Annotated in this window: 24 protein-coding genes; 12 read left to right on the forward strand and 12 right to left on the reverse strand. The window is 66.9% G+C overall.

Annotated features, from left to right (window positions below):
- Positions 1 to 4: 4 nt before the first annotated feature.
- The gene (locus ACUVWL_RS10250) at positions 5 to 973 is read right to left on the reverse strand and encodes a helix-turn-helix transcriptional regulator (protein ID WP_014646579.1); all 969 of its coding nucleotides are present in this window, start codon (positions 971 to 973) and stop codon (positions 5 to 7) included.
- Between the two features lie 80 nt (positions 974 to 1053).
- On the opposite strand from ACUVWL_RS10250, the gene ACUVWL_RS10255 reads away from it, so the two are divergent.
- Together ACUVWL_RS10255 and miaB are read left to right on the forward strand one after the other, a co-directional pair.
- On the forward strand, positions 1054 to 1671 hold the full coding sequence (locus ACUVWL_RS10255; RefSeq protein WP_014646578.1) for a glutathione S-transferase family protein: 618 nt from the start codon (positions 1054 to 1056) through the stop codon (positions 1669 to 1671).
- Between the two features lie 187 nt (positions 1672 to 1858).
- Positions 1859 to 3277 carry a tRNA (N6-isopentenyl adenosine(37)-C2)-methylthiotransferase MiaB gene (gene miaB / locus ACUVWL_RS10260; protein WP_014646577.1) on the forward strand — a complete coding sequence of 473 codons (1419 nt, stop codon included), beginning with the start codon at positions 1859 to 1861 and terminating at the stop codon, positions 3275 to 3277.
- A gap of 88 nt (positions 3278 to 3365) precedes the next feature.
- Here miaB and ACUVWL_RS10265 read toward each other — a convergent pair whose 3' ends face one another.
- Genes ACUVWL_RS10265 through ACUVWL_RS10275 form a run of 3 tightly spaced genes read right to left on the reverse strand, consistent with a single transcriptional unit; the run spans position 3366 to position 6375 of the window.
- Positions 3366 to 4478 carry an ABC transporter permease gene (locus ACUVWL_RS10265; protein ID WP_032960915.1) on the reverse strand — a complete coding sequence of 371 codons (1113 nt, stop codon included), beginning with the start codon at positions 4476 to 4478 and terminating at the stop codon, positions 3366 to 3368.
- Positions 4475 to 5398, reverse strand: a complete 924-nt coding sequence (locus ACUVWL_RS10270) for an ATP-binding cassette domain-containing protein (protein WP_445979146.1) — start codon at positions 5396 to 5398, stop codon at positions 4475 to 4477. Before ACUVWL_RS10270 ends, ACUVWL_RS10265 begins: the two co-directional genes overlap by 4 nt.
- Positions 5399 to 5418: 20 nt before the next feature.
- Positions 5419 to 6375: an HlyD family secretion protein gene (locus ACUVWL_RS10275; protein ID WP_069117295.1), complete on the reverse strand. Its 957-nt coding sequence runs from the start codon at positions 6373 to 6375 to the stop codon at positions 5419 to 5421.
- Positions 6376 to 6899: 524 nt separating this feature from the next.
- Here ACUVWL_RS10275 and ACUVWL_RS10280 point away from each other — a divergent pair.
- The 7 genes from ACUVWL_RS10280 (at position 6900) to ACUVWL_RS10310 (ending at position 12896) form a co-directional block, all read left to right on the forward strand.
- Positions 6900 to 7886 (forward strand): PhoH family protein, encoded by a 987-nt coding sequence (locus ACUVWL_RS10280; RefSeq protein WP_069117297.1) that lies wholly within the window; start codon positions 6900 to 6902, stop codon positions 7884 to 7886.
- Positions 7883 to 8368: an rRNA maturation RNase YbeY gene (gene ybeY, locus ACUVWL_RS10285; RefSeq protein ID WP_014036587.1), complete on the forward strand. Its 486-nt coding sequence runs from the start codon at positions 7883 to 7885 to the stop codon at positions 8366 to 8368. The genes ACUVWL_RS10280 and ybeY overlap by 4 nt, the downstream gene beginning before the upstream one ends.
- A gap of 77 nt (positions 8369 to 8445) precedes the next feature.
- Complete coding sequence (locus ACUVWL_RS10290; RefSeq protein ID WP_014646572.1) at positions 8446 to 9021, forward strand: hypothetical protein; 576 nt, start codon at positions 8446 to 8448, stop codon at positions 9019 to 9021.
- Between the two features lie 77 nt (positions 9022 to 9098).
- Positions 9099 to 9665 carry a hypothetical protein gene (locus ACUVWL_RS10295; RefSeq protein ID WP_014646571.1) on the forward strand — a complete coding sequence of 189 codons (567 nt, stop codon included), beginning with the start codon at positions 9099 to 9101 and terminating at the stop codon, positions 9663 to 9665.
- A gap of 64 nt (positions 9666 to 9729) precedes the next feature.
- Entirely contained in the window at positions 9730 to 10611 is an 882-nt protein-coding gene (locus ACUVWL_RS10300) for an HlyC/CorC family transporter (protein WP_014036584.1), read from the forward strand.
- On the forward strand, positions 10608 to 11867 hold the full coding sequence (locus ACUVWL_RS10305; protein ID WP_445979147.1) for a lipoprotein N-acyltransferase Lnb domain-containing protein: 1260 nt from the start codon (positions 10608 to 10610) through the stop codon (positions 11865 to 11867). The genes ACUVWL_RS10300 and ACUVWL_RS10305 overlap by 4 nt, the downstream gene beginning before the upstream one ends.
- 6 nt (positions 11868 to 11873) lie before the next feature.
- Positions 11874 to 12896 carry a magnesium and cobalt transport protein CorA gene (locus tag ACUVWL_RS10310; protein ID WP_014646569.1) on the forward strand — a complete coding sequence of 341 codons (1023 nt, stop codon included), beginning with the start codon at positions 11874 to 11876 and terminating at the stop codon, positions 12894 to 12896.
- 191 nt (positions 12897 to 13087) lie between these two features.
- Here the strand turns inward: ACUVWL_RS10310 and ACUVWL_RS10315 are convergent, their stop codons facing one another.
- From ACUVWL_RS10315 to ACUVWL_RS10345, 7 genes are all read right to left on the reverse strand, one after another.
- Positions 13088 to 14452: an NAD-dependent succinate-semialdehyde dehydrogenase gene (locus ACUVWL_RS10315; protein ID WP_169410621.1), complete on the reverse strand. Its 1365-nt coding sequence runs from the start codon at positions 14450 to 14452 to the stop codon at positions 13088 to 13090.
- A gap of 83 nt (positions 14453 to 14535) precedes the next feature.
- The gene (locus ACUVWL_RS10320; protein WP_005415928.1) at positions 14536 to 15378 is read right to left on the reverse strand and encodes an ABC transporter permease subunit; all 843 of its coding nucleotides are present in this window, start codon (positions 15376 to 15378) and stop codon (positions 14536 to 14538) included.
- A complete protein-coding gene (locus ACUVWL_RS10325) occupies positions 15375 to 16307 on the reverse strand; it encodes an ABC transporter permease subunit (protein WP_049442230.1) in 933 nt (310 codons plus the stop codon). Before ACUVWL_RS10325 ends, ACUVWL_RS10320 begins: the two co-directional genes overlap by 4 nt.
- Positions 16304 to 17440, reverse strand: a complete 1137-nt coding sequence (locus ACUVWL_RS10330; protein WP_049442229.1) for an ABC transporter ATP-binding protein — start codon at positions 17438 to 17440, stop codon at positions 16304 to 16306. Before ACUVWL_RS10330 ends, ACUVWL_RS10325 begins: the two co-directional genes overlap by 4 nt.
- Positions 17441 to 17629: 189 nt before the next feature.
- Positions 17630 to 18739 (reverse strand): polyamine ABC transporter substrate-binding protein, encoded by a 1110-nt coding sequence (locus tag ACUVWL_RS10335; protein WP_014646565.1) that lies wholly within the window; start codon positions 18737 to 18739, stop codon positions 17630 to 17632.
- A 92-nt stretch (positions 18740 to 18831) separates the two neighbouring features.
- Complete coding sequence (locus tag ACUVWL_RS10340) at positions 18832 to 20229, reverse strand: glutamine synthetase family protein (RefSeq protein WP_046429791.1); 1398 nt, start codon at positions 20227 to 20229, stop codon at positions 18832 to 18834.
- Positions 20226 to 20987 (reverse strand): gamma-glutamyl-gamma-aminobutyrate hydrolase family protein, encoded by a 762-nt coding sequence (locus ACUVWL_RS10345; RefSeq protein WP_445979148.1) that lies wholly within the window; start codon positions 20985 to 20987, stop codon positions 20226 to 20228. Before ACUVWL_RS10345 ends, ACUVWL_RS10340 begins: the two co-directional genes overlap by 4 nt.
- A 161-nt stretch (positions 20988 to 21148) precedes the next feature.
- Between ACUVWL_RS10345 and ACUVWL_RS10350 the strand changes: the two genes are divergently transcribed.
- Together ACUVWL_RS10350 and ACUVWL_RS10355 are read left to right on the forward strand one after the other, a co-directional pair.
- Positions 21149 to 22426 (forward strand): NAD(P)/FAD-dependent oxidoreductase, encoded by a 1278-nt coding sequence (locus tag ACUVWL_RS10350; protein WP_445979149.1) that lies wholly within the window; start codon positions 21149 to 21151, stop codon positions 22424 to 22426.
- A 225-nt stretch (positions 22427 to 22651) separates the two neighbouring features.
- Positions 22652 to 24244 (forward strand): MASE1 domain-containing protein, encoded by a 1593-nt coding sequence (locus ACUVWL_RS10355; protein ID WP_049405548.1) that lies wholly within the window; start codon positions 22652 to 22654, stop codon positions 24242 to 24244.
- Positions 24245 to 24402: 158 nt separating this feature from the next.
- Here the strand turns inward: ACUVWL_RS10355 and ACUVWL_RS10360 are convergent, their stop codons facing one another.
- The gene (locus tag ACUVWL_RS10360; RefSeq protein WP_229767378.1) at positions 24403 to 24861 is read right to left on the reverse strand and encodes a hypothetical protein; all 459 of its coding nucleotides are present in this window, start codon (positions 24859 to 24861) and stop codon (positions 24403 to 24405) included.
- 187 nt (positions 24862 to 25048) lie between these two features.
- On the opposite strand from ACUVWL_RS10360, the gene ACUVWL_RS10365 reads away from it, so the two are divergent.
- Positions 25049 to 25216 (forward strand): hypothetical protein, encoded by a 168-nt coding sequence (locus ACUVWL_RS10365; RefSeq protein WP_157806038.1) that lies wholly within the window; start codon positions 25049 to 25051, stop codon positions 25214 to 25216.
- Positions 25217 to 25299: the final 83 nt, after the last annotated feature.

Consider the following 25299-nt stretch of genomic DNA (forward strand, 5'->3'; position numbering starts at 1 on the left):
CGGCTCAGCCTGTGACCGGCGGCACAGCCAGCACCTGCCCCAATCCGGCCAGACGCTGTGCCAGTTCATCGCGCAGGCCCGGCGGCGTGGTCCACACCGCCACCGGCACCCGGTCCAGGCTGAGGATCTGCGCCAGCATCATGCCGCGGCTCTCGGCGCCCATGCGCAGCAGGCAATGGTCGGGCCCATCGTCCTCCAGCACACCACACCAGGGCGGGATGCGGCCTTCCAGCTCGGCGCGGCTGCCGGCCAGGCGGACGATGGCCTGCAGGGCGAACGGGGCCTGGCTGACCGCCTGCCGCACCATCACATCCGGCGGTGCGGGCGTACGGCGGTGCATGCCCGGCTCGGCGCATTCGCGCACCGCGCCCATCCGGTCCACGCGCAGGGTGCGCCAGTCCTGCCGGCCCAGGTCCCAGGCCAGCAGGTACCAGCGCCGCCCGTAGTTGACCAGGTGCTGCGCCTCGACCTCGCGCTGGGTCACCGCTTCCTGGGCACTGCGGTATTCGAAGGCCAGCCGTGACGCCTGCCGGCAGTGCTGGGCCAGCTGCCCGAGCAGGCGTGCGTCGGTGGACGGAAGGTCGGACAGGGTGGCGGTGGCGGCATGCACCTCGCCGGCCTGCTGGCGGCGACGGGTCGGCACCAGCGGATCGAGCTTGGACAACAGGCCGCGCGCGGTGTCGTCGATGCCGGCGACGGTCGCAGAGGCCGCGCGCAGGGCGATGGCCAGGGTAGTCGCCTCCTCCTCGTCCAGCAGCATCGGCAGCACCGGCGCCCCTGCCCCCAGCTGGTAGCCGCCGCCAACCCCGGACGAGGCCCGGACCGGATAACCCAGCTCGCGCAGGCGCTCGACGTCACGGCGGATGCTGCGCCGGTCCACGCCCATGCGCTCGGCGAGCTCGGCCCCGGACCACTGGCGACGGGCCTGCAGCAGGGCGATCAGGCGCAGCAATCGATGGGCGGTATGGCGCATGAAGGATCGAGGACAGAAGTCGTCCGCAATAGTGCCCCAGGATGGCCTCCAGTTCACCACCCACCGCAAGGAGCAATGCCATGAATTCACGCCAGATCACCCTGTACCACGCCGCCCGTTCGCGCTCGAGCGGCGCCGTGGCCCTGCTCGAAGCACTGGGTGCCGACTACCGCATGCAGGTGCTGGACCTGAAGGCGGGCGCCAACCTGGCCCCGGCCTACCTGGCCATCAACCCGATGGGCAAGGTGCCGGCGATCGTCCACAACGGTGCGCTGGTGACCGAGCAGGTGGCGATCTATCTGTACCTGGCCGACCTGTATCCGGAGGCCGGCCTGGCACCGCCGATCGGCGACGCCCTGCGCGGGCCCTACCTGCGCTGGATGGCCTTCTATGGCGCCTGTTTCGAGCCGGCGATGATCGACAAGGCGATGCACCGCGAGCCGCCGCCGCGCCTGATGTCGCCGTACAACGACGCCGAGACCGTGCTGCAGGTGATCGAGGCCCAGCTGGCGCAGGGCCCCTACCTGCTCGGCGAGACGATGAGCGCCGCCGACGTGCTGTGGGGCAATGCGCTGGCCTGGACCACGGCCTTCGGCCTGGTGCAGCCCGCGCCGGCCACGGCCGATTACATCGCACGGATGAGCGCGATGACCGCCTTCGACCGTTCGCGGCAGATCGATGCGGAGCTGGCGGCGTAAGCAGCGGCCTCTTGTAGAGCCGAGCCCACGCTCGGCTGCTCCTCCGCCTTGCAAAGGCAGCCGAGCACGGGCTCGGCTCTACGGTGATGGCCACGCTGGGCATGGGCTCGGTTGCACGGGCGCGGCGGCTGGCGTGGGATGCGGGTAGAATTGCCCGCTTTCCCGCCACCCGAATGGATTAAGCGCCATGACCGGGACGCCAGACGTCTTTCCGCCCACCACACCGGGCGGTACCCCGCTCGTTGCCCTGCCCGCTGGTCCGCGCAAGCCCGACCAGGTGAAAGGCAAGCTGTACATCAAGACCCACGGTTGCCAGATGAACGAGTACGACTCGGCCAAGATGGCCGACGTGCTTGCCGCCAGCGATGGCCTGGAACTGACCGACAGCCCGGACGACGCCGACGTCATCCTGGTCAACACCTGCTCCATCCGCGAGAAGGCGCAGGAGAAGGTGTTCAGCCAGCTGGGCGTGTGGAAGGGCCTGAAGAACAAGGGCCGCGAAGTCATCATCGGCGTCGGCGGCTGCGTCGCCTCGCAGGAAGGCGAAGCGATCATCAAGCGTGCGCCGTTCGTCGACCTGGTGTTCGGCCCGCAGACCCTGCACCGGCTGCCGGAGCTGATCCGCGCACGCCGCGAACAGAAGCGCCCGCAGGTCGACATCAGCTTCCCCGAGATCGAGAAATTCGATCGCCTGCCCGAGCCGCGCGCCGAAGGACCCTCGGCATTCGTGTCGATCATGGAAGGCTGTTCCAAGTACTGTTCGTTCTGCGTGGTGCCCTACACCCGCGGCACCGAAGTCAGCCGCCCGTTCGAGGACGTGGTGGTGGAGGTGGCGCAGCTGGCCGCACAGGGCGTGCGCGAGATCAACCTGCTCGGGCAGAACGTCAACGCGTATCGCGGGCCCTATGGTGACGGTGAGTTCGCCGACCTCGGCCTGCTGATCCGCACCATCGCCGAGATCGATGGCGTCGGCCGCATCCGCTTCACCACCTCGCATCCGCTGGAGTTCAGCGATTCGCTGATCGATGCGTTCCGCGACGTGCCGCAGCTGGCCAACTTCCTGCACCTGCCGGTACAGGCCGGCAGCGACCGCGTGCTGTCGGCGATGAAACGCGGCTACACCGCGCTGGAGTTCAAGTCGAAGATCCGCAAGCTGCGGGCGGTGCGCCCGGACATCTCGATCAGCTCGGACTTCATCGTCGGCTTCCCCGGCGAGACCGACGCCGATTTCGAGAAGACCATGAAGCTGATCGAGGACATCGGCTTCGACCACAGCTTCTCCTTCATCTATTCGCGGCGCCCGGGCACGCCAGCCGCGGACCTGGAGGACACGATCAGCGATGCCGAAAAGCATGCGCGCCTGTCGCGCCTGCAGGAGCGCATCAATGCGCATGCCGCCGGCATTTCCGAGAAGATGGTCGGCACCGTGCAGACCGTGCTGGTGGAAGGCCCTTCGCGCAAGAACCCGAACGAGCTGACTGGCAAGACCGAGAACATGCGTTCGGTGAACTTCCCGGCGCCGGCGCGATTGATCGGCCAGTTCGTGGATGTGGTGATCACCGAAGCGCTGACCAATTCGCTGCGCGCGCGGGTGGTGGCGGAATGAATCTTCGGGTCGGAGCCCCAAAGGGGCTCCGACCCGCCGGCCCGATAAATTGGGGTCGGAGCCCCTGCGGGGATCCGACCCCCTGCCTTCAATCCAGGCGCTTGCGGAAACGCAGGATGGCCAGGGTCATCATCACCACGATGAAGGCCAGCAGCGCCAGCGCGTCGTGCCACAGCTCCCACAATGAGGCGCCGCGCAGCATGATGCCGCGCACCAGGCGCAGGAAGTGGGTCAGCGGCAGCACCTCGGCCAGCCACTGCACCGGCCGCGGCATGCCAGCGAACGGGAACATGAAGCCCGACAGCAGGATCGACGGCAGGAACAGGAACAGGGTCATCTGCATCGCCTGGAACTGCGAGCGCGCACGCGTGGAGATCAGCAGGCCCAGCGCCAGGTTGGCCAGCACCAGCAGCACCGCGGCCAGATAGATGTCCAGCAGGCTGCCGCGAATGGGTACCTGGAACAGCCAGGTGCCCAGCACCAGCACCAGCGTGGTCTGCAGCAGGCCGATGGCCGCATAGGGCAGCACCTTGCCGACCATCAGCTCGCTGCGCGACACCGGCGTGGCGATCAGCAGTTCCATGTTGCCGCGCTCGCGTTCGCGCACCACCGCTACCGCCGTGAACATCACCAGGGTCATGGTCAGGATCACCCCGATCAGGCCCGGTACGATGTTCACCGCCGAGCGCCGCTGCGGGTTGTAGAAGCTGGTCACGCTGACCGGACCACTGGCGATGCTGCCTTCGCGCAGGGGACGGGTGTTGCTGGTCGGGCGCGTGTCCAGCGGCACCTGCGCCAGCTGGATCGCCGCGCTCTGCACCACGGTGTCGCTGCCATCGACCAGCACCTGCACCGCCTCGCGTCCATCGAAGCGGCGACGCTCGAAGTCGGCCGGCACCACGATGCCGACACTGATCTCGCCACGGCGCAGCGCCTGCATCAGCTGGGCAGGCGTGTAGGCTTCGCTGCGCGGCGTGATCACGCCGGTGGCCACCATGTCCTGCACCAGCGCGCGCGAAGCGGCGCTGTTGGCCTGATCGGCGACACCCGCATCGAGATGACGCAGGTTGAGGTTGATCGCATAGCCGAACAGCAACAGCTGCATCACCGGAATGCCAACGATCATCGCCAGCGTGATGCGGTCGCGGCGCAGCTGCCGCAGCTCCTTGAGCATGATCGCCCACAGCCGGCGCAGGTTCATCCCGCCGGCTCCCGGCCGCGGCCACGGGTGGCGGCCACGAACACATCTTCCAGGTTCGGCGCCACCGTCTGGATGCGGGCCTGCGGGTCAGCGTTGGCAAGTGCACGGGCCAGCACTGCGACGTCCGCTGCGCCCTCATTGCACAGCACGCGCAGCTGGGTGCCGATCTGCGCCACGCTCAGCACACCGGGCAGCTCAGACAGTGCGCGGCTGGCCTGCCGCGGCTGCGACGACGTGACCTGCAACGTGCGGCCGTCCAGCCGTGCGCACAGCTCAGCCGGCGTGCCATCGGCGACCAGCGCACCACGGTCCAGGATTGCCAGCCGGTGGCAGCGCTCGGCCTCGTCCATGTAGTGGGTCGACACCAGCACGGTGGTACCGGCGTCGGCAAGTTCAAACAGGGCTTCCCAGAAATCACGGCGCGATTCCGGATCGACCGCGCTGGTCGGCTCGTCCAGGAACAGCAGCTCGGGCGCGTGCACGACGGCGCCGGCCAGGGCGAGGCGCTGCTTCTGGCCACCGCTGAGGGTTCCGGCCAGCTGCGGCTGCCGGTCCAGGAGACGGTACTGCTGCAACAGCTCGTCGACCCGCTGCCGGGCCTGCGCGCGTGGCAGATCCTGGATGGCGGCGAGGAATTCCAGGTTCTCGCGCACCGACAGGTCCTCATACAACGAGAAGCGCTGGGTCATGTAGCCGATGCGCCGGCGCAGTGCTTCGGCCTGCTCGGGAACCTGCAGCCCCAGCACCTGGATCTGCCCAGCGCTCGGTTCCAGCAGGCCGCACAGCATGCGGATGGTGGTCGACTTTCCGGATCCATTGGGCCCCAGGAAGCCGTACACCTGCCCGCGCGGCACAGTCAGGTCGACATTGTCCACGGCCAGAAGATCGCCGAAGCGGCGGGTCAAGCCCTGCGCATGCACCGCGATGTCGTCGCCGGTGTTCAGAAGCGCACCTGCACCGGCAGTCCGGCCGGAAGCTTCTGCATGTCGGTGGCCGTGTCCACTTCGATCTCGGCCAGATAGCTCAGGCGCTCGACGTCATCACCGGTCAGTGCGTAGTACGGGGTGAACGAGGGCTCGCTGCGGATTGAGCGCACGTGCCCCTTCAGCACGGTGCTGCCGTCTTCCAGCTGCACCTGCGCAGCCTGCCCGACCTTGACCTGCAGGCGCAGCGGCTGCGGCAGGTAGACGCGTGCATAGGGGCGCTCGCCGACCAGCATCACCGCCAGTGGCGCCCCGATCGGCGCCTGGTCACCCTGCCGGTAAGGCAGGGCATCGACAATACCATCGCGCGGCGCGCGCAGCTGCAGCTTCTGCAGGTTGACGCCCTGCACCACCTGCTGCGCCTGCGCGGCATCGGCGGCCGCCTGGCCCTGGGCGATGTCCTGCGCGCGGCTGCCGTGCACCAGTTCCAGCCAGGCCTGCTCGGCGGCCCGCACGCTGGCCTCGGCACTGCCGGCAGCCGCCCGTGCACGGTCCAGCTCGGCGGCGGCGATCAGGCGCTGGCGTGCCAGCGGTTGCACCCGACGGTAGTAGGCCGTGGCTTCGGCGGACTGCGCGCGCAACGCGGCCAGCTGCGCCTGGGCCTGCGCGATCTGTTCCTGGCGCGGGCCGATCTTCAGTTCTTCCAACTGGGCCTGCGCGCGCACCGTGTCGGCCTGCGCCGCGGCGAACTGCGCGTCGCCGCGGGCGGGGTCGAGCTGCATCAGCACTGCTCCGGCCTTGACCTGCTGCCCCTCGCGCACCTCCACCGTGGCGATCACTTCGGCCGCCGGCGCCGGCACCGTGATCCGGTCCCACTCCAGCGTGCCGAGCGCTGCAGGCGGCGCCTGCCCACACCCGGCCAGCAGGCCGATACCCACCAATCCGATTCCACGCATCCCATTGCCGATGCCCATGCCATCCCCTCCTGCGACGGCGCCACGGTGCCATCCGCCCCGTGCACCCTCTATGATTCCGATCAGCCCTGACGGTTTTTTCACCACGCGTTGGCGAGCCTTTGGCTGCAAGGCTCCGCGCCACCTATCCACAGGTTGATTCGGCATCATTCCACAACCGGTGTGGAAAACCGGCAACACGGGATCCTGTTGCTCGCCTGGCAGCGGAACCTGCGCTGCGATCACGAAGAACGCCGGCGTGCCCGGGAAGTTCTCGGCCACGCGCTGCGACGTGCCCTCCCTCCCGGTCCGCCCGTCCTGCGGGTGCCGGCACGCCCGGGTCCGTGACGATTTTTTCACCACCCCCTCATGACGCTTGTGGCACAAGCACTGTAGAGGTCTATCCACAGGTTTCCGCAGCCCCCGTCCACACCGGGTGTGGAAAAGCATGTATCGACCCCGTGCTGGCCGCGCGCCCGCTGCGCGCGCTACCCTTGTCCTCCCTGAATACACTGCGGTGGAAGGCTTCCGCCCCACCCAAGGCAATGAAAAGCATCGAACATCGAGACTTCACCCTGTCGCCGGAAGACACCGAGCGGCTGGCCAACCTGTGCGGCCCCTTCGATGGGCACCTGCGCCAGATCGAGCTGAAGCTCGGCGTGGAGATCGCCAACCGCGGTTTCGTGTTCCGCATCAGCGGGCCCAACGAAGCCATCGTCGAGGCGCAGAAGCTGGTTGAAGCGCTGTACGCCGAAGCCGGCGAAACCACCTTCGACAACCACGCCATCCACCTGCGCCTGGCGCAGGCCAACGTCGAGCAGATCGCCGAACGCTCCTACGAAGCGCAGGAGGTGGCGATCAAGGTCAAGCGCGGCACGGTGCGCGGTCGCGGTGTCAACCAGGGCCGCTACCTGCACCAGATCGCCACGCATGACATCAACTTCGGCATCGGCCCGGCCGGCACCGGCAAGACCTTCCTGGCCGTGGCCAGCGCGGTCGAAGCGCTGAACGAATCACGGGTGCAGCGCCTGATCCTGGTGCGCCCGGCGGTGGAGGCCGGCGAGAAGCTGGGCTTCCTGCCCGGTGACCTGAGCCAGAAGGTCGACCCCTACCTGCGACCGCTGTACGACGCCCTCTACGAGATGATGGGCGTGGAGAAGGTGGTCAAGCTGCTGGAAAAGAACGTCATCGAAATCGCGCCGCTGGCCTACATGCGTGGCCGCACGCTCAACGATGCCTTCGTGATCCTGGACGAAGCACAGAACACCACCATCGAGCAGATGAAGATGTTCCTGACCCGCCTCGGCTACGGTTCCACCGCCGTGGTCACCGGCGACCTGACCCAGACCGATCTCCCCAAGCACGTGAAGTCCGGCCTGCGCGATGCCATCGACGTGCTGCGCGAGGTCGAGGGCGTCAGCTTCACCTTCTTCGAGTCGCGCGACGTGGTCCGCCACCCGCTGGTGGCGCGCATCGTCAGCGCCTACGATCGCCGTGACCTGCATCAGATCCAACCTGGAGCAACTCCATGACCCGTGGTCCCGTGCGACTGGACGTCGCCGTCAGTTATGCCCTGCCGCGCACCGGCCTGCCGGCGGCGGTCAGCTTCCGCAAGTGGGTGGCTGCTGCGCTGAAAGGCCGCATCCGCGAGGCCGACCTGGCCATCCGCGTGGTCGATGCCAAGGAAGGGCAGTCACTGAACCGCCATTATCGCGGCAAGGATTACGCGACCAACGTGCTCAGCTTCCCGGCCGAAGTGCCCGAAGGGCTGCCCAAGGGCGTGAAGTTTCCGCTGCTGGGCGACCTGGTGATCTGCGCACCGGTGGTGGCCCGCGAGGCCGATGAACAGGGCAAGGCGCTCAACGCCCACTACGCACACCTGACCGTGCACGGCGTGCTGCACCTGCTCGGCTGGGACCACGAGGACGACAAGGAAGCCGACGCCATGGAACAGCTGGAGCGCGAGATCCTGGCCGAGCTCGGCATCGCCGACCCCTACGCCGGCGAGCGCTGAGGCCCACGCACACCGGGATCTTCACGGAGGACGCGCCCATCGCGCTGCTGCCCGCACTCATCGCCGCTCTTCTGCAGGTGACCACTGCCCCGGGCATCGACCCCGGCCGGGAACGACCGTCGCCGTTCCCGGCCAGCGACAGCGCCGCCGACATTGCCGCCAAGGTCGCCGAGGTGCAGGCGTTCTTTGACGTCAGCCAACAGACGGCGCGTCAGGCGGTCGCCGAGGCGCAGCAGCACGCATTGATGGAACGTTTGAAAGCGCGCCACGCGGCACGCCTCGCCGGAATCTGGGTGGACAACGCGGCAGGTTGGAACGTCGTCGTTCGACTGACTGGCCCAGCACCCGCGGCCGATGAGACACATCCAGGGGCGGATGGCCCGCAACGCGTGCGCTACATCACCGGCGCCGCGATGACCGAAGCGGAGATGCAGCGCCGCCTGCACGCACAGCGGGACTGGCTGCTGGCCCAGCTGCCCGACCTGTTCGGCTATAGCCTGGATGTCACGACCGGGGAACTGGAGGTTGAGCTGCGCGATACCCCGGCCAACCGCGCGACGGCGGCGGCCGTGCGCGACCACTTGCAAGTGCAACTGGGCTACCCGGTCAGGCTGCGCTGGTACCCAGCGACCACGCGCAGGCATCCGCCCTGATTGCCTTGGGGCGCTCGCGATGGCTGGCCGGGACCGGTACGATCACCGGCCTGCCTTCCGTTGCGGATCCCGTGCCCGTGCTGCGTATTGCCCTGCCCCTGTTGCTCGCCGTGTCCGCCCCGGCCGCTGCCCTGGACCTGCCGGCCCTGATTGAATGCCGCCAGGGCGTGGCCGAGCAGGCCGCGTTGGCGCCCCTGCTGGCTGATCCGCTGAAAGCCGTCGCCCACGGCCTGCAGCCGCTGCCGCAGGGCAACCAGTTCATGAGCGAGTACCGGCTGGCCCAGCCGATCAGCGTGTTCGGCGCCCGCACCGAACGGGTCGCCGTGGCCGGGTCCAGCGTCATGGCGATCCTCGACCAGGCCGATCCGCGGCCGCTGGCCAGGCAGCTGGGGCTGGAGACCGGCTACGACCAGGACGGCAAGTTCATGGCCGGCCGCGAGCTGGTCAGCCGCGACGTGACCGATCCGAAGACCGGCGAGGCCCGGATCGAGTCGATCATCCTCAGCGTCTCCACCGTGGCCTCCCATCCCGGCAAAACCCTGGCCGGCTGCACCTACAGCCTGGACCTGCCCGAGGAAGAAGCCCCCGCCCGGCCTGAACTGGCCCCGCCGCCGATCACCGGACCGGGCAGCGACGGTCACTGACAGGCCGCCACATCCTGCTAGACTTGGGCCAACGCCCGGCTTGCCGGGTGCCCTTTTTCCAGAGATGTCAGAAGACGACAGTAGTAGCTCCGCACAGGAGCCCAGTGAAAAGAAGCGCGGCTGGCTTGAACGCCTGACCTCCGCCTTCTCCGGCGAACCCCATACCCGCGACGAGCTGGTCGCTGTCCTGCACACCGCGCAGGAAGAGGGCCTGATCGCCGCCGATACCCTGAAGATGATGGAAGGCGCCATTTCGGTGGCCGAGCTGACCGTGGGCGACGTGATGATCTCGCGCTCGCAGATGGTTTCGCTGCCGGTCGAAGCGCCCTTCCTGGAACTGATGAAGCAGGTGGTCGAATCCGGCCATTCGCGCTTCCCGGTGCACGGCGAGAACAAGGACGACATCCTTGGCATCCTGCTGGCCAAGGACCTGCTGCGCGGCGTGGTCGCCGACAACGGCCCGGCCAACGTGCGCGAGCTGCTGCGCCCGGCAGTGCTGATCCCGGAGGCGAAGAAGCTCAACGTGCTGCTGAAGGAATTCCGCCTGTCACGCAACCACATGGCCATCGTGGTCGACGAGTACGGCGGTGTCGCCGGCCTGGTCACCATCGAGGACGTGCTGGAACAGATCGTCGGCGAGATCGACGACGAGCATGACGAGGCCGAGGATCCGTCGGCGCAGATCGCCATCCAGTCCGACGGCCAGTACGTGGTCGACGCGCTGACCCCGATCGGCGACTTCAACGAACGCTTCGGCGCTACCTTCTCCGACGAGGACTACGACACCATCGGTGGCCTGGTCACCGAGGCCGTGGGCCACCTGCCGGAAGTCGGTGACGAGCTGGCGCTGGACCGCTTCATGTTCCGCGTGGCCCGCGCCGATGCGCGCCGGGTCCAGGCCTTCCACGTGACCGTGCTGCCGCCGGACGCGCAGGACGACGCTTGAAGCGCGGCGCCCTCCTGGCACTGCGCCTGAGGTTGTGGCTGGCACTGTGCGTGCTGGCCACGGCCCTGCCGCTGGCCGCCTTCGCGCAGCCGGCGGCACCCGAACCTGCTGCACCCGCCACCAGCGCCGAGGCTCCCGCCCCGCGCATCGGGGTGGTGACCATGCAGCCGGGCACGGTGTTCTTCGAGCGCTTCGGCCACGACGCCATCGTCGTGATCGATCCGCTCAGCGGCGAAGCGACCTCGTACAACTTCGGCTACTTCGATCCGTCCGAGGACGATTTCATCAGCCGCTTCGTGCGCGGCGACATGATGTACTACCTGGTGGCGCTGCCGCTGCAGCAGGATCTGTCGTACTACGACGAGACCGGCCGTGGCGCCAGCGTGCAGTGGCTGGACCTGCGCCCGGAGCAGGCACGTGCACTGGCCGCCGACCTGGCCGAGCGGGCCAAGCCGGAAAACGCGCGCTACCACTACGACTACTACACCGCCAACTGCGCCACGATGGTACGCGACACGGTGGACAAGGCGCTGGGTGGCGGCCTGCAGTCGCAGCTGTCGGGGCGCTCGCGCGGCAATACCTACCGCAGTGAATCGGTGCGCCTGGCCTCGCCGGCACCATGGATGTGGCTGGGCTTCGATGTCGGCCTCGGGCCGTTCGCCGACCAGCCGCTGTCGCGCTGGCAGGAAGCCTTCGTGCCGATGCGCCTGGCCGATGCGCTGCGCCAGGCGCGCAACAGCGATGGCCGGCCGCTGGTGCAGTCCGAACAGGAACTGCTGCCGCACCGCATCGACCCGGAGCCGAAGGAATTCGCACGCCGCTGGTGGCCGTGGCTGCTGCTTGGGCTGGTCGTGGCCGGCGGCGTGCTGGCGCTGCGCAACCGCCCGCGCCTGCTGGCCGGGCTGGCCCTGCCGTTCTGGCTGCTGTGTGCCATCGCCGGCAGCCTGCTGGCGTTCCTGTGGGGCTTCAGCACCCACTACGCCGCCTGGGCCAACCGCAACCTGCTGCTGCTTTCGCCACTGGCCGTGCTGCTGCTGCCAGGCGCGATCGCGCTGCTGCGCCGGCGCGCGCCGGGCCGCATGTTCAGGGTCGTGCTGTGGCTGCTGGCGGTGCAGGCCGTGGCGGCGCTGGTGCTGCACTGGCTGAGCCTGCAGGCGCAGTACAACGTGCAGTGGATCGTGCTGCTGCTGCCCGTCCACGTCGCGCTGGCGTGGGTACTGGGGCGCCGTCCTCACTTGTCCGAAACACGGCACTGACGCACGATGGCGGGCATGTCATTGCCCGCCTCCGCTTCCGCCCCTGCCTCGGCCAACCCCGCCTGCGTCATCAACTGCGTCCACTACGATGACGACGGCAAACGCCACGACATCAGCCTGGATGCCATCAGCGATGTCATTGCCAGTGGCAACGGCTTCGTCTGGGTCGGCCTGTACGACCCCAACGACGATGTGCTGCTGAAACTGCAGGAAGAGTTCTGCCTGCACGATCTGGCCATCGAGGACGCGCGCAATGCGCACCAGCGGCCCAAGGTCGAGACCTACGGCAATTCGCTGTTCGTGGTGGTGACCACCGCGCAGATGGTGGACGAACGCATCCAGTACGGCGAAACCCACGCCTTCCTCGGCCCGCGTTTCCTGGTGACGGTGCGCCACGGCGCCTCGCTGTCCTACGCCCCGGTGCGTGCACGGGTCGAGCGTGAACCGCAGCTGCTGAAGATGGGCCCGTCGTACTGCCTGTACGCGGTGACCGACTTCGTGGTCGACAACTACCTGCCGATCGTGCACCGCTTCCGCGACACCCTGGACCTGCTGGAAAAGGACATCTTTGCCGACAGCTACAAGCGCAGCACGGTGGTACGGCTTTACGAGCTCAAGCGCGAACTGAACAAGATGCGGATGGCGGTGGCACCGCTGCAGGATGTGCTGGCGCAGCTGCGCCGCTACCAGGGTGACCTGATTCCCGATGAAGTGAAGCTCTACGTGCGCGACGTGCATGACCACGCGGTACGCATCAGCGATGTGATCGACACCCTGCGCGAGATGCTGGGCACCGCACTGAGCGTGAACCTGTCGCTGGTGACGCTGGCGCAGGGCGAGACGGTCAAGCGCCTGGGTGCATGGGCCGCACTGCTGGCAGCGCCGACGCTGATCACCAGCTGGTACGGCATGAACTTCAGCCACATGCCCGAGCTGAGCCAGCCGTGGTCGTATCCGCTGATGATTGTCGGCGTGGGCGGTGTGTGCGTGGGCCTGTACCGGTTGTTCAAGCGCGCGAAGTGGCTGTAGCGCGAATCGACCAACGGTCGATACCCACCATGCACGGGGGCGTCGATACCCACCATGCACGGGGGCGTCGATACCCGGCAATCCGGTAGGCCGCGACCGTTGGTCGTGGCACATGCCCCGCTTCTGGTAGTGCCGGCCGCTGGCCGGCAACCAGGGCAATGCCGCCCAGCGGCCGGCACTACCCTTCGGCATCAAGCCACGTAGACGGTCTTGATGTTCATGAACTCGTGGATGCCGTGGTCGGCCAGCTCCCGGCCGAATCCGGACTGCTTGCTGCCACCGAACGGCAGCCGAGCGTCGCTCTTGACGATGGCGTTGACGAACGCGGCGCCGCATTCCATGCGCTGCGCGAAGGCTTCGCCGCGCACCGGGTCGCGCGTCCACACGCTGCCGCCCAGGCCGAAGCGGGTGTCGTTGGCCACGCGCAGCGCCTCGGCCTCATCCTTGACCCGGATCACCGCAGCCACCGGCCCGAACAGCTCCTCGTCGTAGGCAGGCATGCCTGGGCCGACCTGATCGAGCACGGTCGCCGGATAGCCCGCATGGGTGCCGGCAATGGGCTCGCCGCCGACCAGAACGCGCGCGCCCTTGGCGACGCTGGCCTGCACCTGCTTGTGCAGTTCGTCGCGCAGATCGGCACGGGCCATCGGCGCCAGCGTGGTGCCACGCTCACTGGGATCGCCATACTGGCGCTGGCCCGCGGCTTCAACGAAGCGTCGGGTGAAGTCATCGGCGACCGCATCGACCACGATGAAGCGCTTGGCCGCAATGCAGGTCTGCCCGCTGTTGTCGAAACGCGACTTCACCGCCGCCGCCACGGCCTTGTCGAGGTCGGCATCGTCGAGTACCACGAAGGCATCGCTGCCACCCAGCTCCATCACCGACTTCTTCAGCTGGCTGCCTGCAGTGGACGCGATCGAGCGCCCTGCCCGTTCGCTGCCGGTCAGCGTCACCGCCTTCACGCGTGCGTCGCGCAGCACCTCGGCAGCCTGGTCGTTGTCGATGTGCAGCACGTCGAACACGCCCTCAGGCAGGCCTCCGTCACGACACACCGCCAGGATCAGGTCGGCGCACTGCGGCACGTTGCTGGCGTGCTTGAGCAGGGCCACGTTGCCGGCCATGAACGCCGGTGCCAGGAAGCGGAACACCTGCCAGACCGGGAAATTCCACGGCATCACCGCGAACACGCAGCCGATCGGCTCGTAGCGCACATAGCTGCGCTGGGCTTCGGTGTCGATCAGCTGCGGCTTGAGATAGTCGGCCGCGTGGTCGGCGTAGTACTCGCAGGCGGCAGCGCACTTGTCGACCTCGGCCAGCGCCTCGGCCTTGAGCTTGCCCATCTCATGGGTCATCGCCTGCTGCAGGTCGTCGCGACGCGTGCGCAGCTGCGCGGCGATCTGGCGAAGGACGGCACCGCGATCCTGCAGCGAGCGATCGGCCCAGCCGGGGAAGGCATCGGCGGCAGCCTGCAGGCGCTGCTCGATGTCAGCAGCGCCCATCAGTTCATGGCGGTAGGTCACCTGGCCGGTGGCCGGGTCGATGATCTCGACGGTCATGGGGGATCTCCATCTGGAAGACCCCCATTGTGCGCCGCTGTCCGTGAGCCGGATGTTGCCGGCGCTGTCGACAGGCCGTGTACTCAGCCGTTGTCCTGCCGCGCCAGCTGCAGGTCGCGCTGGCGCCGCTTCTCGGCGCGGGCGTTGATGTACCAGCCGATCACCGCAGCGATCGACACCGCCGACACCAACAGCGTGGCCAACGCGTTGATCTTCGGACTGATGCCCATGCGCACCGAAGCGAACACCTTCATCGGCAGCGTGGTCGAGCCCGGCGTGGCCACGAAGCTGGCCACCACCACGTCATCCAGCGACAGGGTGAAGGCCAGCAGCCAACCCGCCACCAGCGCCGGCGCGATGATGGGCAGGGTGATGCGGGTGAACACGGTCAACCGGCTGGCGCCCAGGTCCATCGCCGCTTCTTCCAGCGACAGGTCCATTTCCTGCAGGCGCGAGGACACCACCACGGTGACGAAGCAGAGGGTGAAGGTCACGTGCGCGATCCAGATGGTGGCCAGGCCACGCGCCGGGAAGCCGGGAATCGCGCCCATCGATGCCAGCAGCGCCATCAGCGAGAAGCCCAGGATCACGTCCGGCATCACCAGCGGCGCGGTCACCAGCGCGCCGAACAGTGGCTTGCCACGGAATCGCTTGAAGCGGGTCATCACCATCGCCGCCAGCGTACCCAGCACGGTGGCGGTACAGGCGGTCCAGAACGCCACCACCAGGCTGGTCCACATCGCGTCCATCAGCGCGCGGTCGGCGAACAGGTCGCTGTAGGCGCGGGTGGAGAACCCGGCCCAGACCATCGCCAGCCGCGAGCTGTTGAACGAGTAGAACATCAACAACAGGATCGGCAGGTACAGGAAGGCGAAGCCGAGCAGCAGCACGCCCAGCCCCAGGCCCTTGGCGGTACGCGGGCTCATGCCTGCTTCCCTTCCAGCAGGCGCTGCTGGGAACGGTTGAACAGCAGGATCGGCACCAGCAGCAACAGGATCATCGCCACCGCCATCGCCGAAGCGCCCGGCCAGTTGCGGTTGTTGAAGAACTCGTTCCACAGCTGGCGGCCGACCATCAGCGTCTCCGAACCACCGAGCATTTCCGGGATCACGAACTCACCCACCGCCGGGATCATCACCAGCATGCAGCCGGCGATGATGCCGGCCTTCGACAGCGGCAACGTGATGCGCAGGAACGCCTGCCACGGCTTGGCGCCGAGGTCGTAGGCCGCTTCCAGCAGGCGGTGGTCATGCTTGACCAGGTTGGCGTACAGCGGCAGCACCATGAACGGCAGGTAGCAGTAGACGATGCCGATATAGGCGGCGGTCGGCGTATCGATCAGCTGCAGTTTCGGCAGCCCCATCGACGTCATCAGCGTCTGCAGGCCAGTGAACTGCAGGAACTGGTCAAGCAGGCCATTGCGGTCCAGGATTGCCTTCCACGCATACACGCGGATCAGGAACGAGGTCCACGACGGCAGCACCACCAGCATCATCGCCACGTTGCGTGCGGCCGGCGACAGGCGCGCGATGGCATAGGCCATCGGATAGCCGATCAGCAGGGTGAAGAAGGTGGCGATCGCCGCGATCTTGATCGAGCTCAGGAACGCCTGCGCATAGATCGAATCGCGGAACAGCGCCAGGTAGTTCTCCAGGTTCAGCTTCAGCGAGAAGCCGCCGTCGGCGTACTGCAGCAGCCAGGTATACGGCGGCGAGCCGACCCGGCTGAGCGAGAAGCTGATCATCAGCACGATCAGGAACGGCACTGCGAAGAACAGCAGCAGCCACAGGTACGGAATACCGATCACCGTGGCACGCAGCCCCGGCAGCCAGCGCTTCAGGCCGGCGACGCTCATGAGGTCAGCACCACGCCGTCGTTGTCGCGCCAGTGCACCCATACGCTGTCACCCCAGGTCAGGCCGTCGCTGGCCCAGCGCTGCGAGTTGGCGAAGTTGGCCAGCACCTTGGCGCCGCTGGGCAGCCGCACGTGGTAGACCGAATGGCTGCCGAAATAGGCGATGTCCTCGATCACGCCCTGCGCTTTGTTGGTGTGCCCTTCCGGCTCGTCCTTGCCGATCATCACCTTTTCCGGGCGCAGCGCGAATGCGACCGGCTGCCCTTCGTAACAGGTGATGCCATGGGCGATGTAGATCGGTGCCGGGAACAGCGGCGAGCGCACGGTCACGTATTCGGGCAGGTCCTCGTCGATCACCCCGTCGAACAGGTTGACCGAGCCGATGAACTCGGCAACGAAGCGGTTGGCCGGCTGCTCGTAGACCTCGTCCGGCTTGCCGACCTGCTGGATCCAGCCGGCATCCATCACCGCGATGCGGGTGGCCATGGTCATCGCTTCTTCCTGGTCGTGGGTGACCATCACGCAGGTCACGGCCGACGATTCGATGATGCTGACCAGTTCCAGCTGCATCTGCGAGCGCAGCTTCTTGTCCAGTGCGCCCATCGGCTCGTCCAGCAGCAGCAGCTTCGGCCCCTTGGCCAGCGACCGCGCCAGCGCCACGCGCTGCTGCTGGCCACCGGACAGCTGGTGCGGCTTGCGCTTGCCCAGGTGGCCCATCTGCACCAGGTCGAGCATCTCGCCGACGCGCTTGCTGATCGCGTCCTTGCCCAGGCCATCCTGCTTCAGGCCGAAGGCAATGTTCTGTTCGACCGTCATGTGCGGGAACAGGGCATAGGACTGGAACATCATGTTGACCGGCCGCTGGTACGGCGGCAGCGCGTCCAGGCGCTGGCCATCGACGGTGATGCTGCCCTTGGTGGGCGTCTCGAAGCCGCCCAGGCAGCGCAGCAGGGTCGATTTGCCGCTGCCGGAGCCTCCGAGCAGGGCAAAGATCTCGCCCTTGCGCACGTCCAGATTGACGTCGTCGACGGCGACGAAACCGTCGAATTCCTTGCGCAAATCACGAATGGAGAGATAGCCGGGCGCACCGGTCGTGTCGACGACGGCGGCTACCGGCTGGGCTTCAACGGGCATGGGGGCTCCGGGAGCGGGCGGTGGACAGCGGCCGCCATTCTAACGGCCGGGGGCTGCAGGGGATATGACGGCAACGGGTGGCACCCACCGGGCCGGGAGGATCTGCAGATCTGGTGGGGGCCGACCGTTGGTCGGCCCCGCCGGAAAAGCATGCCGACCAACGGTCGGCACCCACCTGCCAGCCAGCCCTTAGCGCCCGGTCTTCACCTCGGTCCACAGCCGGGTGTAGAGCTTGTCGGTCTCCGGCGTGTTGATCGAGTAGGTGAACATCTTCTCGGCCACGTCGGCCGGCGGGTAGATGGTCGGGTCGGTACGGATCGCCTCGTCCACCAGCGGGGTCGCGGTCGGCACCGGGTTGGCGTAGTGGATGAAGTTGGTGTTGGCCGCGGCAACCTTCGGCTGCAGCAGGTAGTTGATGAAGGCGTACGCGGCTTCCGGATGCTTGGCGTCCTTCGGGATCGCCAGCATGTCGAACCACTGCGGTGCGCCTTCCTTCGGGATCGAATAGGCCACGTGCACGCCATTGCTGGCTTCCTCGGCGCGGTCGCGGGCCTGGATGATGTCACCCGACCAGCCGACCACCAGGCAGGTACCGCCGTTGGCCAGCGAACCCACGTACTGCGAGGAGTGGAAGTTCTGCACGTACGGGCGGATCGACTTCAGCAGGTCGGCGGCCTTCTGCAGCTCGGCCGGGTCGCCGCTGTGCGGGTCCAGGCCCAGGTAATGCAGTGCGATCGGGATCATGTCCGCTGGCGTGTCCAGGATGGTCACGCCGCAGTCCTTCATCTTGCTGATGTTCTCCGGCTTGAACACCAGGTCCCAGCTGTTGGCGATGTCGGCGCTGCCGCCGAAGCGCTGCTTCAGCATGTCCACGTTGTAGCCGATGCCGGTGGTGCCGATCATGTACGGCACGCCGTACTGGTTGCCCGGGTCCTGGGTGGCGATGCGCTTCATCACCGCCGGATCGAGGTTGGCCAGGTTCGGGATCTTGCTCTTGTCCAGCGGCAGGAACACACCGGCCTGGATCTGGCGACCGAAGAAGTTCAGGGTCGGCACCACCACGTCATAGCCGCTGTTGCCGGCCAGCAGTTTGGTCTCGACCATCTCGTCACTGTCGAACACATCGTAGGTCACCTTGATCCCGCTCTCCTTCTCGAAGGTCGGAATGGTGTCCTCGGCGATGTAATCGCTGTAGTTGTAGACGTTCAGGACCTGGCTGTCCTGCGCGCCGCCATTGCCACCGCCACAGGCGGCGAGCATGGCGGAGGCCAGGCCGAGCGTGAGGATACGCAGCTTCATCGGGTGCTCCAGAATGCGGGAAGGGGGGGCCGGCGGGGCCGGCGACGGGTGTCAGCCTACCCCCCGGCGGCGGATTTTTCTATTCCGGATGCTCAGACGTTCAGCAGCAGGAACTCGCGCTCCCACGAGCTGATGACGCGGAAAAAGGTCTCGTATTCCTTGCGCTTGACCGAGATGTAGGCCCGGCAGAAGCGCTCACCCAGCAGGGCCTGCAGCTCGCTGCACCGCTCCAGCCCGTCCAGCGCCTCGCCCAGCGAGCGCGGCAGGTCGTAGCCCAGTTCCTTGGCGCTGCCGGTCACCGGCGCATCCGGTGCCAGCCGCTCGCGGATGCCCAACAGGCCGCAGGCCAGGGTCGCGGCCATCGCCAGGTAGGGATTGGCATCGGACCCGGCGAAACGGCTTTCCACGCGCATGTTCTCCGGCGTATCCAGCGGCACGCGCAGGCCGCAGGTGCGGTTGTCGAAACCCCAGTGGACGTTGCTCGGCGAGACTTCGCCGAACACCAGCCGGCGGTAGGAGTTCACGTTCGGCGCGAAGAACGCCATCGCCTGCGGTGCGTACTTCTGCAGGCCGCCCAGGTAGTGCCCGAACACCGGGCTGAACTCGCCCTCGGCATCGGTCTCGCCAGCGAACACGTTGCTGCCATCGCTCACCCGCACCAGGCTCTGGTGGATGTGCATGGCACTGCCCGGCTCGTTTTCCATCGGCTTGGCCAGGAACGTGGCATACACCCCGTGGCGCATCGCCGCTTCGCGCATGGTGCGCTTGAACAGGAACACCTGGTCGGCCAGGTCCATCGCATCGGCATGGGTGAAGTTGACCTCCAGCTGCGCCGCGCCGGACTCGTGGATCAGCGTGTCCACGTCCAGCTTCATCGCATCGGCGTAGTCGTACATCAGGTCGAGGATCGGGTCGAACTCGTTGACCGCATCGATCGAGTACGACTGCCGCGCGGTCTCCGGGCGCCCGGAGCGGCCGGCCGGTGGCAGCAGCGGGAAGTCCGGGTCGGTGTTCTTCTGCACCAGGAAGAACTCCAGTTCCGGCGCCACCACCGGGCGCAGGCCCAGCTCGGCGTAGGCTGCCAGCACGCGGCGCAGCACGTTGCGCGGCGCCAGTTCGTGCGGCTCACCGCTCTTGGTGTAGCAATCGTGGATGACCTGCGCGGTGGCGTCGGCCGCCCACGGCACCATGCGCACCGTGTCCGGATCGGGGCGCAGCATCATGTCCGAGTCCGACGGCGAGGTCAGCTCGTAATAATCGTCAGGGAACTCGCCGGTGACGGTGGTGGCGAAGATGCCCTCAGGCAGGCGCGTGCCGTAGTCGTGCGAGAACTTGTCGGCGGGAATGATCTTGCCGCGCGCGTTGCCGGTGATGTCCGGCACCAGGCATTCCACCTCGGTGATGCGCCGCTCCTTCAGCCAGCGCAGCAGCGTGCTTTCCTGCGGTGCGGGGGGCGTGGCCGTCTTGCGCGGGCGCGTTCGGGAACTCATCGGGAATCCAGTCGGTTCTGTTGGTGCTGCCGGCAAGCCTGGCCGAACGCACGGAAAATAGCGTGATAGAACGGCGCCTGCATGACACGCCACTCCGGGTGCCACTGTACGCCGAGCGCGAAACGATGGTGCAGGCTGCGTGCCGCTTCGACCAGCCCATCGTCGGCCACGGCCTCGACCTGCAGCCCCTGCGCCAGGCGGGCGACACCCTGCCCGTGTACCGAATTGACCTGCGCGCGGCCACTGCCGTGCCACTGCGCCAGCCAGCCATCGGCGGCCAGCGTGACCGCGTGCGCCGGCCCATACTGCACCTCCACCGGCGCCTGCGGTTCTTCGCGATGGTCGGCCAGGCCAGGCACCGCGTGCACCTGCGGATGCAGGCTGCCGCCCAGCGCGACGTTCAACTCCTGGAAGCCGCGGCAGATCGCCAGCACCGGCAGGTCCAGCGCCAGTGCCTCGTGCAGCAACGCAAAGGCATTGGCATCGCGGGCCGGGTCATGTGGATTGCCTGGCCAGCTGCGACCACCTTCATAGTGCTGCGGTTCGATATTGCTGACCGCGCCGGTCAGCAGCAGGCCATCCAGCCCCTGCAGCCAGTCGCCGGCCGGCAGCGGTGGCTGCAGGCTCGGCAACACTACCGGAGTCACCTCGGCCGCCTCGGCCAGCGCGCGCACGTACTTCTCGCCGGCCACCACGAAACGGTGATGGCCGAGCACGGTGCTGTCGGTGGGCAGGCCCACCCAGGGCAGGCGGCGCATGGGAAAACTCCTTGGCGTGCCGACACGTTACCCGTCGCCCGGCGAAGGCGGCAAGTCGGTGCCGTCACACCACAGCCGTCACGCATCGGCGAAACTACCGGGGTGAACGCCGATCGACCTGCCCCGCTCCGCCCTCCCGCCCTGCACCCGCGAGGCCTGCAGTGAGCGCCGCGTTCCCGCCCAGCTGGTACGCCGCCAGCCTGCCCGAACCGCCCGCACTGCCCCCGCTGCAGGGTAATGTGCAGGCCGACGTTGCGGTGCTGGGCGCCGGCTATACCGGCCTGACCGCAGCCCTGGAACTGGCGGCACGTGGCCGGCGCGTGGTAGTGCTGGAAGCGCAGCGGATCGGCTGGGGCGCGTCCGGCCGCAACGGCGGGCAGGCGCTGGTCGGCTATGGCTGCGAGGTGGACGAACTGGAGCGTCAGCTCGGTCGTGATGATGCGCGCCACCTGTTCGACTGGTCGCGCGACGCGGTGCAGGCGATGCGCGCCCGCATCAATCGCCACGGCATTGACTGCCATTGGGTGGAAGGCCACGCCAGCGTCGCCATCCGCGAACGCCATGAGCGCGAGCTGCGGGCCAACTGCGAGCACCTGCAACGCCATTACGACTACCCCATGCAGTGGTGGGACCGTGACGCCCTGCGCGCGCAGCTGGACAGCCCGCGCTATCGTGCCGCGATGTTCGATCCGCTCAGCGCGCACCTGCACCCGCTGGCCTATGCGCGCGGTCTGGCCGATGCGGCGCGCGCGGCCGGCGTGGTGATCCACGAGGATTCGGCGGTAACCCGCGTGCAGCGCGGACCGCAGCCCACCCTGCACACCGCGCAGGGCAGCGTACGCGCCGCGCATCTGGTGGTGGCCGGAAATGCCTGGCTGCAGGGCCTGTTGCCCGAGCTGGAACGGCGGATCATGCCGGTCGGCACCTATATCGGCGCCAGCGCGCCGCTGGGGGCCGAGCGCGCCCGCGCCCTGATCGGCAACGACATGGCCGTGGCCGACACCGCCTGGGCATTGGACTATTTCCGCCTCAGCCATGACCATCGGCTGCTGTTCGGGGGGCGCGCCAGCTACTCGGCGCTGCCCCCACCCGGCCTGCGCGGGGTGATGCAGCGGCGCATGCACCAGGTGTTCCCACAGCTGGCCGACGTGGCCCTGGACCAGGTCTGGGGCGGCTACGTGGACATCACCCGCAACCGCGCCCCGCACTGGGGCCGGCTGGACGGCAATCTGTACTTCGCGCAGGGCTTCTCCGGCCATGGGGTGGCCGCCGCCGGGCTGGCCGGCGAGGTGATCGCCGCCGCCATTGCCGGCCAGAGCGAGCGCCTGGACGTGTTCCAGCGCCTTCGGCATGCGCCCTTCCCCGGCGGCCGGCTGCTGCGCACGCCGCTGCTGGTGGCGGCGATGTCCTGGTACAAGCTGCGGGATGCGTTGTGGTGAAGATTCTGCATCTCCACCTGTATTGAACGTTCTGACAAACGTACCGCAGCGCTGATCGTGCTGCACACGTCACAGATTTTCACGCGACATCTGTGATGGATGGCTGGACAATTTCCTAAATGCGCAGCTATGCAATTGCATAATCGTTCGCAGACCGATACCGTCCTGAGAAACCGGGCCCCGCGGCGAATGGATGCTGACAGGGGACACGTAGGAGAGGGGGACGTGCGATTGGACTGGTGGAAAGAAGGATTGTTGCTGAAGGTGCGCATTCGTCCGGCTGGCCTGATGATTGCCTTGCTTTATGCAGTGGCCTATTGGGCAACCCGACAGCTGTCGCTGGATCAGTTCTATTTGCCAGCCGGCATCCGGGTGGCAGCCGTGCTGTTGTGCCCGCCGCGCCTGTGGCCCTACCTGCTGCTGGGCGAATATGCGTACTTTGCACAGTCCCGCGTGCCGATGATCGAGAAGTACGGCCTGACATGGGTCATTGTTGCCTCCGCATTCCTCATGCCAGCGGTGATGCTGATTGTGAAGCTGCAACGGCGACTGATGGCGGAGTCGCAGACGATCGGCCTCTTGTTGATTGCCGCCGCTTCCAGCGTCGTTATTACTCTGCTCAACCTCAGTTTTTCCCATCTGCTCTGGCCAACACCTCCTTCCACACCCTTCCTGACCAATGCCGCGCGCTTCAGCGTGGGTGATTTCATCGGCATTCTGACGGTGGCCCCCATCGCCATGCTGTGGGCGCGGCAGGACGTGGGGCAGGAGTGGAACGCTCGACGAAAGACCCCGATGCTGGCAGCACTTTCATCGATGCTGCTGATCGGGATAGCAGCGACTCAACTGCCCGCAGACTGGATTGCATTGAAGGCAACGTTCCTGCTGCTGTTGGCACTCCCCGCGGCCGCGCTTACCTGCCTGTATGGCTGGAAGGGGGCTGCCCTTGCAGTGCCGGTGCTCAACATGGTCATCGGCCTGACCACGCCCAACACCCATCCCACCGCATTCGATCCAGCGGCCTTCATCACCCAGCAGATCATGGCGATCAGCGGCATCGTATTGCTGCTGCTCGGATCACGCATCACCCACTTCTACCACCGTTACAGGCTGCGCGAGATGGGGGAAAGGGACGCCATCCATCTGGCGAGGAGCTCGCAATTGGCCAGCGAGATGGAGCTGCGTGAACGTGCCCTGCACCTTCGCAAGCTCGGCGACGGCATTGATACGTCGCTGGTTGAGCTGGCCGAATGGCTCAAGGCCCAGGGACATCACGCAGTGGCCAACAGCCTTCTGCATACCTCGAATGTACATTCGCGGCTCTTTCGCGAACAGACAAGCATGGTCTATCCCTCGGGCCTGGAGCATCTTGGGCTTTACGTGGCCCTGCAGGCGGGTGGCATCCGTGAGTCGTGGAAGCTGACGGAGCGCGTTCTCCGCCCGGATCTGAAAGGCGACCCCTGCAACCTGAGCGTGGAACTGCAATTGGCCGCTTACCGGACACTGATTGACGCGGTCTCCATTCTTCTCAAGCATGAAGGTGGTCAGATTCGCATTCGTGCAAGGTGCGGCAGAATGGGCTCCAGGCGCGGAATCCTCATGGTCGTGTCACTGCTGGAACAGCGCAGACGCCTTTCCAAGCAGACAACGATGGCAGCGTTCGAGCGACTGACCGGGCGAACCCTCCCCTATGACGGGACCGTTGACTGCTATCGCAACCGGGTCAGGATTCTGTTCCTCGACCGCGAAACCAGACTGGAGGCAGTAGCCAGTACTCCATCGCGGTACGGCTGCCCCGCACCCTCTGCGCTGCAGTAGTGCATTTCACAGTCAAGCGACCGGATCGAACCAACACAGCAGAATCGCATAACGTCCCGCTCGTCCCCCTGGCCCAGGGCGTCATGGGCACCCGGCGAACACCGGGTGCCCATGCAGTCTGATACTGAAGCTGGCCGATATCCCGGCAACTGTCAGTATCAGGGTGCCTCTACTGCCCACAACACATCAGCTCCGCTTGCATATCTGACCAGCGTGAATGCGGGGGCCCGATAGACAACCGTTCTGGTGGCCTTGGCGGGAACAGGCAGGCGCTGCTCCGGCAACGACACCTTCGCAGACGGGTCACCTGCCGGCAGCACCCAGAACGTGCCGGCAGCATTGCCGATCACGATGTGCACGTGCCCTGCGAGATCGTTTACCTGGAAATAATCCATGCCATCGCGCTCGAACCCATAGACCAACCAGCCGGGATCCACGCTGAGGTCTTGTGCCTGCGGAATCGACTGGCCGAGTCCTTGGCCGGCCAACTTGATTCCATGGTCGTCACTCGGGGCAAAAGCAAAAACGGATACCGGCACCAACATCAATGCACCAGCAAATGCATGAATTCGGAAACTTCTCACACTGACCTCCAGGTTGGATGCAATACGGATCAAGAAGGATGCTACCGCCAATCGCATCAGCATATACCGGGCGGACTCCGCAGTGCCTGTCGGAGATAATCCACTGGATCGATGCAAACCCATGCCACGCCGAAGCTGCCTCCGAAATCGCCAATACCCGCGGCGAAACCCGCGCACGGTGCGGGTCAGCGGCATCTGCGACAAGGACCTGGACAGGCGCGTGCAACAGCAGGATGTCGTCGATTGTGTGACGGCGAACACAGCGGACAGCATCAACCGCCGAATGTGGCGGGTGCAACGGCTGAAACGCGATCGACACATGGGCGCACTGATTGTGGATGATTCACCGTCCTCTGGTGGCTATGCCGCCGCACTGCCGGGCATGTAGGGCCTCGAAGCATGGGAAGCCGCCGATTGCAGCGCAAAGGGAGGCCAGACACCTCGATTGCACCCATCTCCAACTGTCGATAG

Source organism: Stenotrophomonas muris, assembly GCF_052751275.1.

Excerpts from the sequence above, each read along its gene's own strand:
- ACUVWL_RS10250 (WP_014646579.1), bottom strand. The coding sequence starts at position 973 with ATGCGCCATACCGCCCATCGATTGCTGCGCCTGATCGCCCTGCTGCAG.
- ACUVWL_RS10255 (WP_014646578.1), top strand. The coding sequence starts at position 1,054 with ATGAATTCACGCCAGATCACCCTGTACCACGCCGCCCGTTCGCGCTCG.
- miaB (WP_014646577.1), top strand. The coding sequence starts at position 1,859 with ATGACCGGGACGCCAGACGTCTTTCCGCCCACCACACCGGGCGGTACC.
- ACUVWL_RS10265 (WP_032960915.1), bottom strand. The coding sequence starts at position 4,478 with ATGAACCTGCGCCGGCTGTGGGCGATCATGCTCAAGGAGCTGCGGCAG.
- ACUVWL_RS10275 (WP_069117295.1), bottom strand. The coding sequence starts at position 6,375 with ATGGGCATCGGCAATGGGATGCGTGGAATCGGATTGGTGGGTATCGGC.
- ACUVWL_RS10280 (WP_069117297.1), top strand. The coding sequence starts at position 6,900 with ATGAAAAGCATCGAACATCGAGACTTCACCCTGTCGCCGGAAGACACC.
- ybeY (WP_014036587.1), top strand. The coding sequence starts at position 7,883 with ATGACCCGTGGTCCCGTGCGACTGGACGTCGCCGTCAGTTATGCCCTG.
- ACUVWL_RS10300 (WP_014036584.1), top strand. The coding sequence starts at position 9,730 with ATGTCAGAAGACGACAGTAGTAGCTCCGCACAGGAGCCCAGTGAAAAG.
- ACUVWL_RS10310 (WP_014646569.1), top strand. The coding sequence starts at position 11,874 with ATGGCGGGCATGTCATTGCCCGCCTCCGCTTCCGCCCCTGCCTCGGCC.
- ACUVWL_RS10315 (WP_169410621.1), bottom strand. The coding sequence starts at position 14,452 with ATGACCGTCGAGATCATCGACCCGGCCACCGGCCAGGTGACCTACCGC.
- ACUVWL_RS10320 (WP_005415928.1), bottom strand. The coding sequence starts at position 15,378 with ATGAGCCCGCGTACCGCCAAGGGCCTGGGGCTGGGCGTGCTGCTGCTC.
- ACUVWL_RS10325 (WP_049442230.1), bottom strand. The coding sequence starts at position 16,307 with ATGAGCGTCGCCGGCCTGAAGCGCTGGCTGCCGGGGCTGCGTGCCACG.
- ACUVWL_RS10330 (WP_049442229.1), bottom strand. The coding sequence starts at position 17,440 with ATGCCCGTTGAAGCCCAGCCGGTAGCCGCCGTCGTCGACACGACCGGT.
- ACUVWL_RS10335 (WP_014646565.1), bottom strand. The coding sequence starts at position 18,739 with ATGAAGCTGCGTATCCTCACGCTCGGCCTGGCCTCCGCCATGCTCGCC.
- ACUVWL_RS10340 (WP_046429791.1), bottom strand. The coding sequence starts at position 20,229 with ATGAGTTCCCGAACGCGCCCGCGCAAGACGGCCACGCCCCCCGCACCG.
- ACUVWL_RS10345 (WP_445979148.1), bottom strand. The coding sequence starts at position 20,987 with ATGCGCCGCCTGCCCTGGGTGGGCCTGCCCACCGACAGCACCGTGCTC.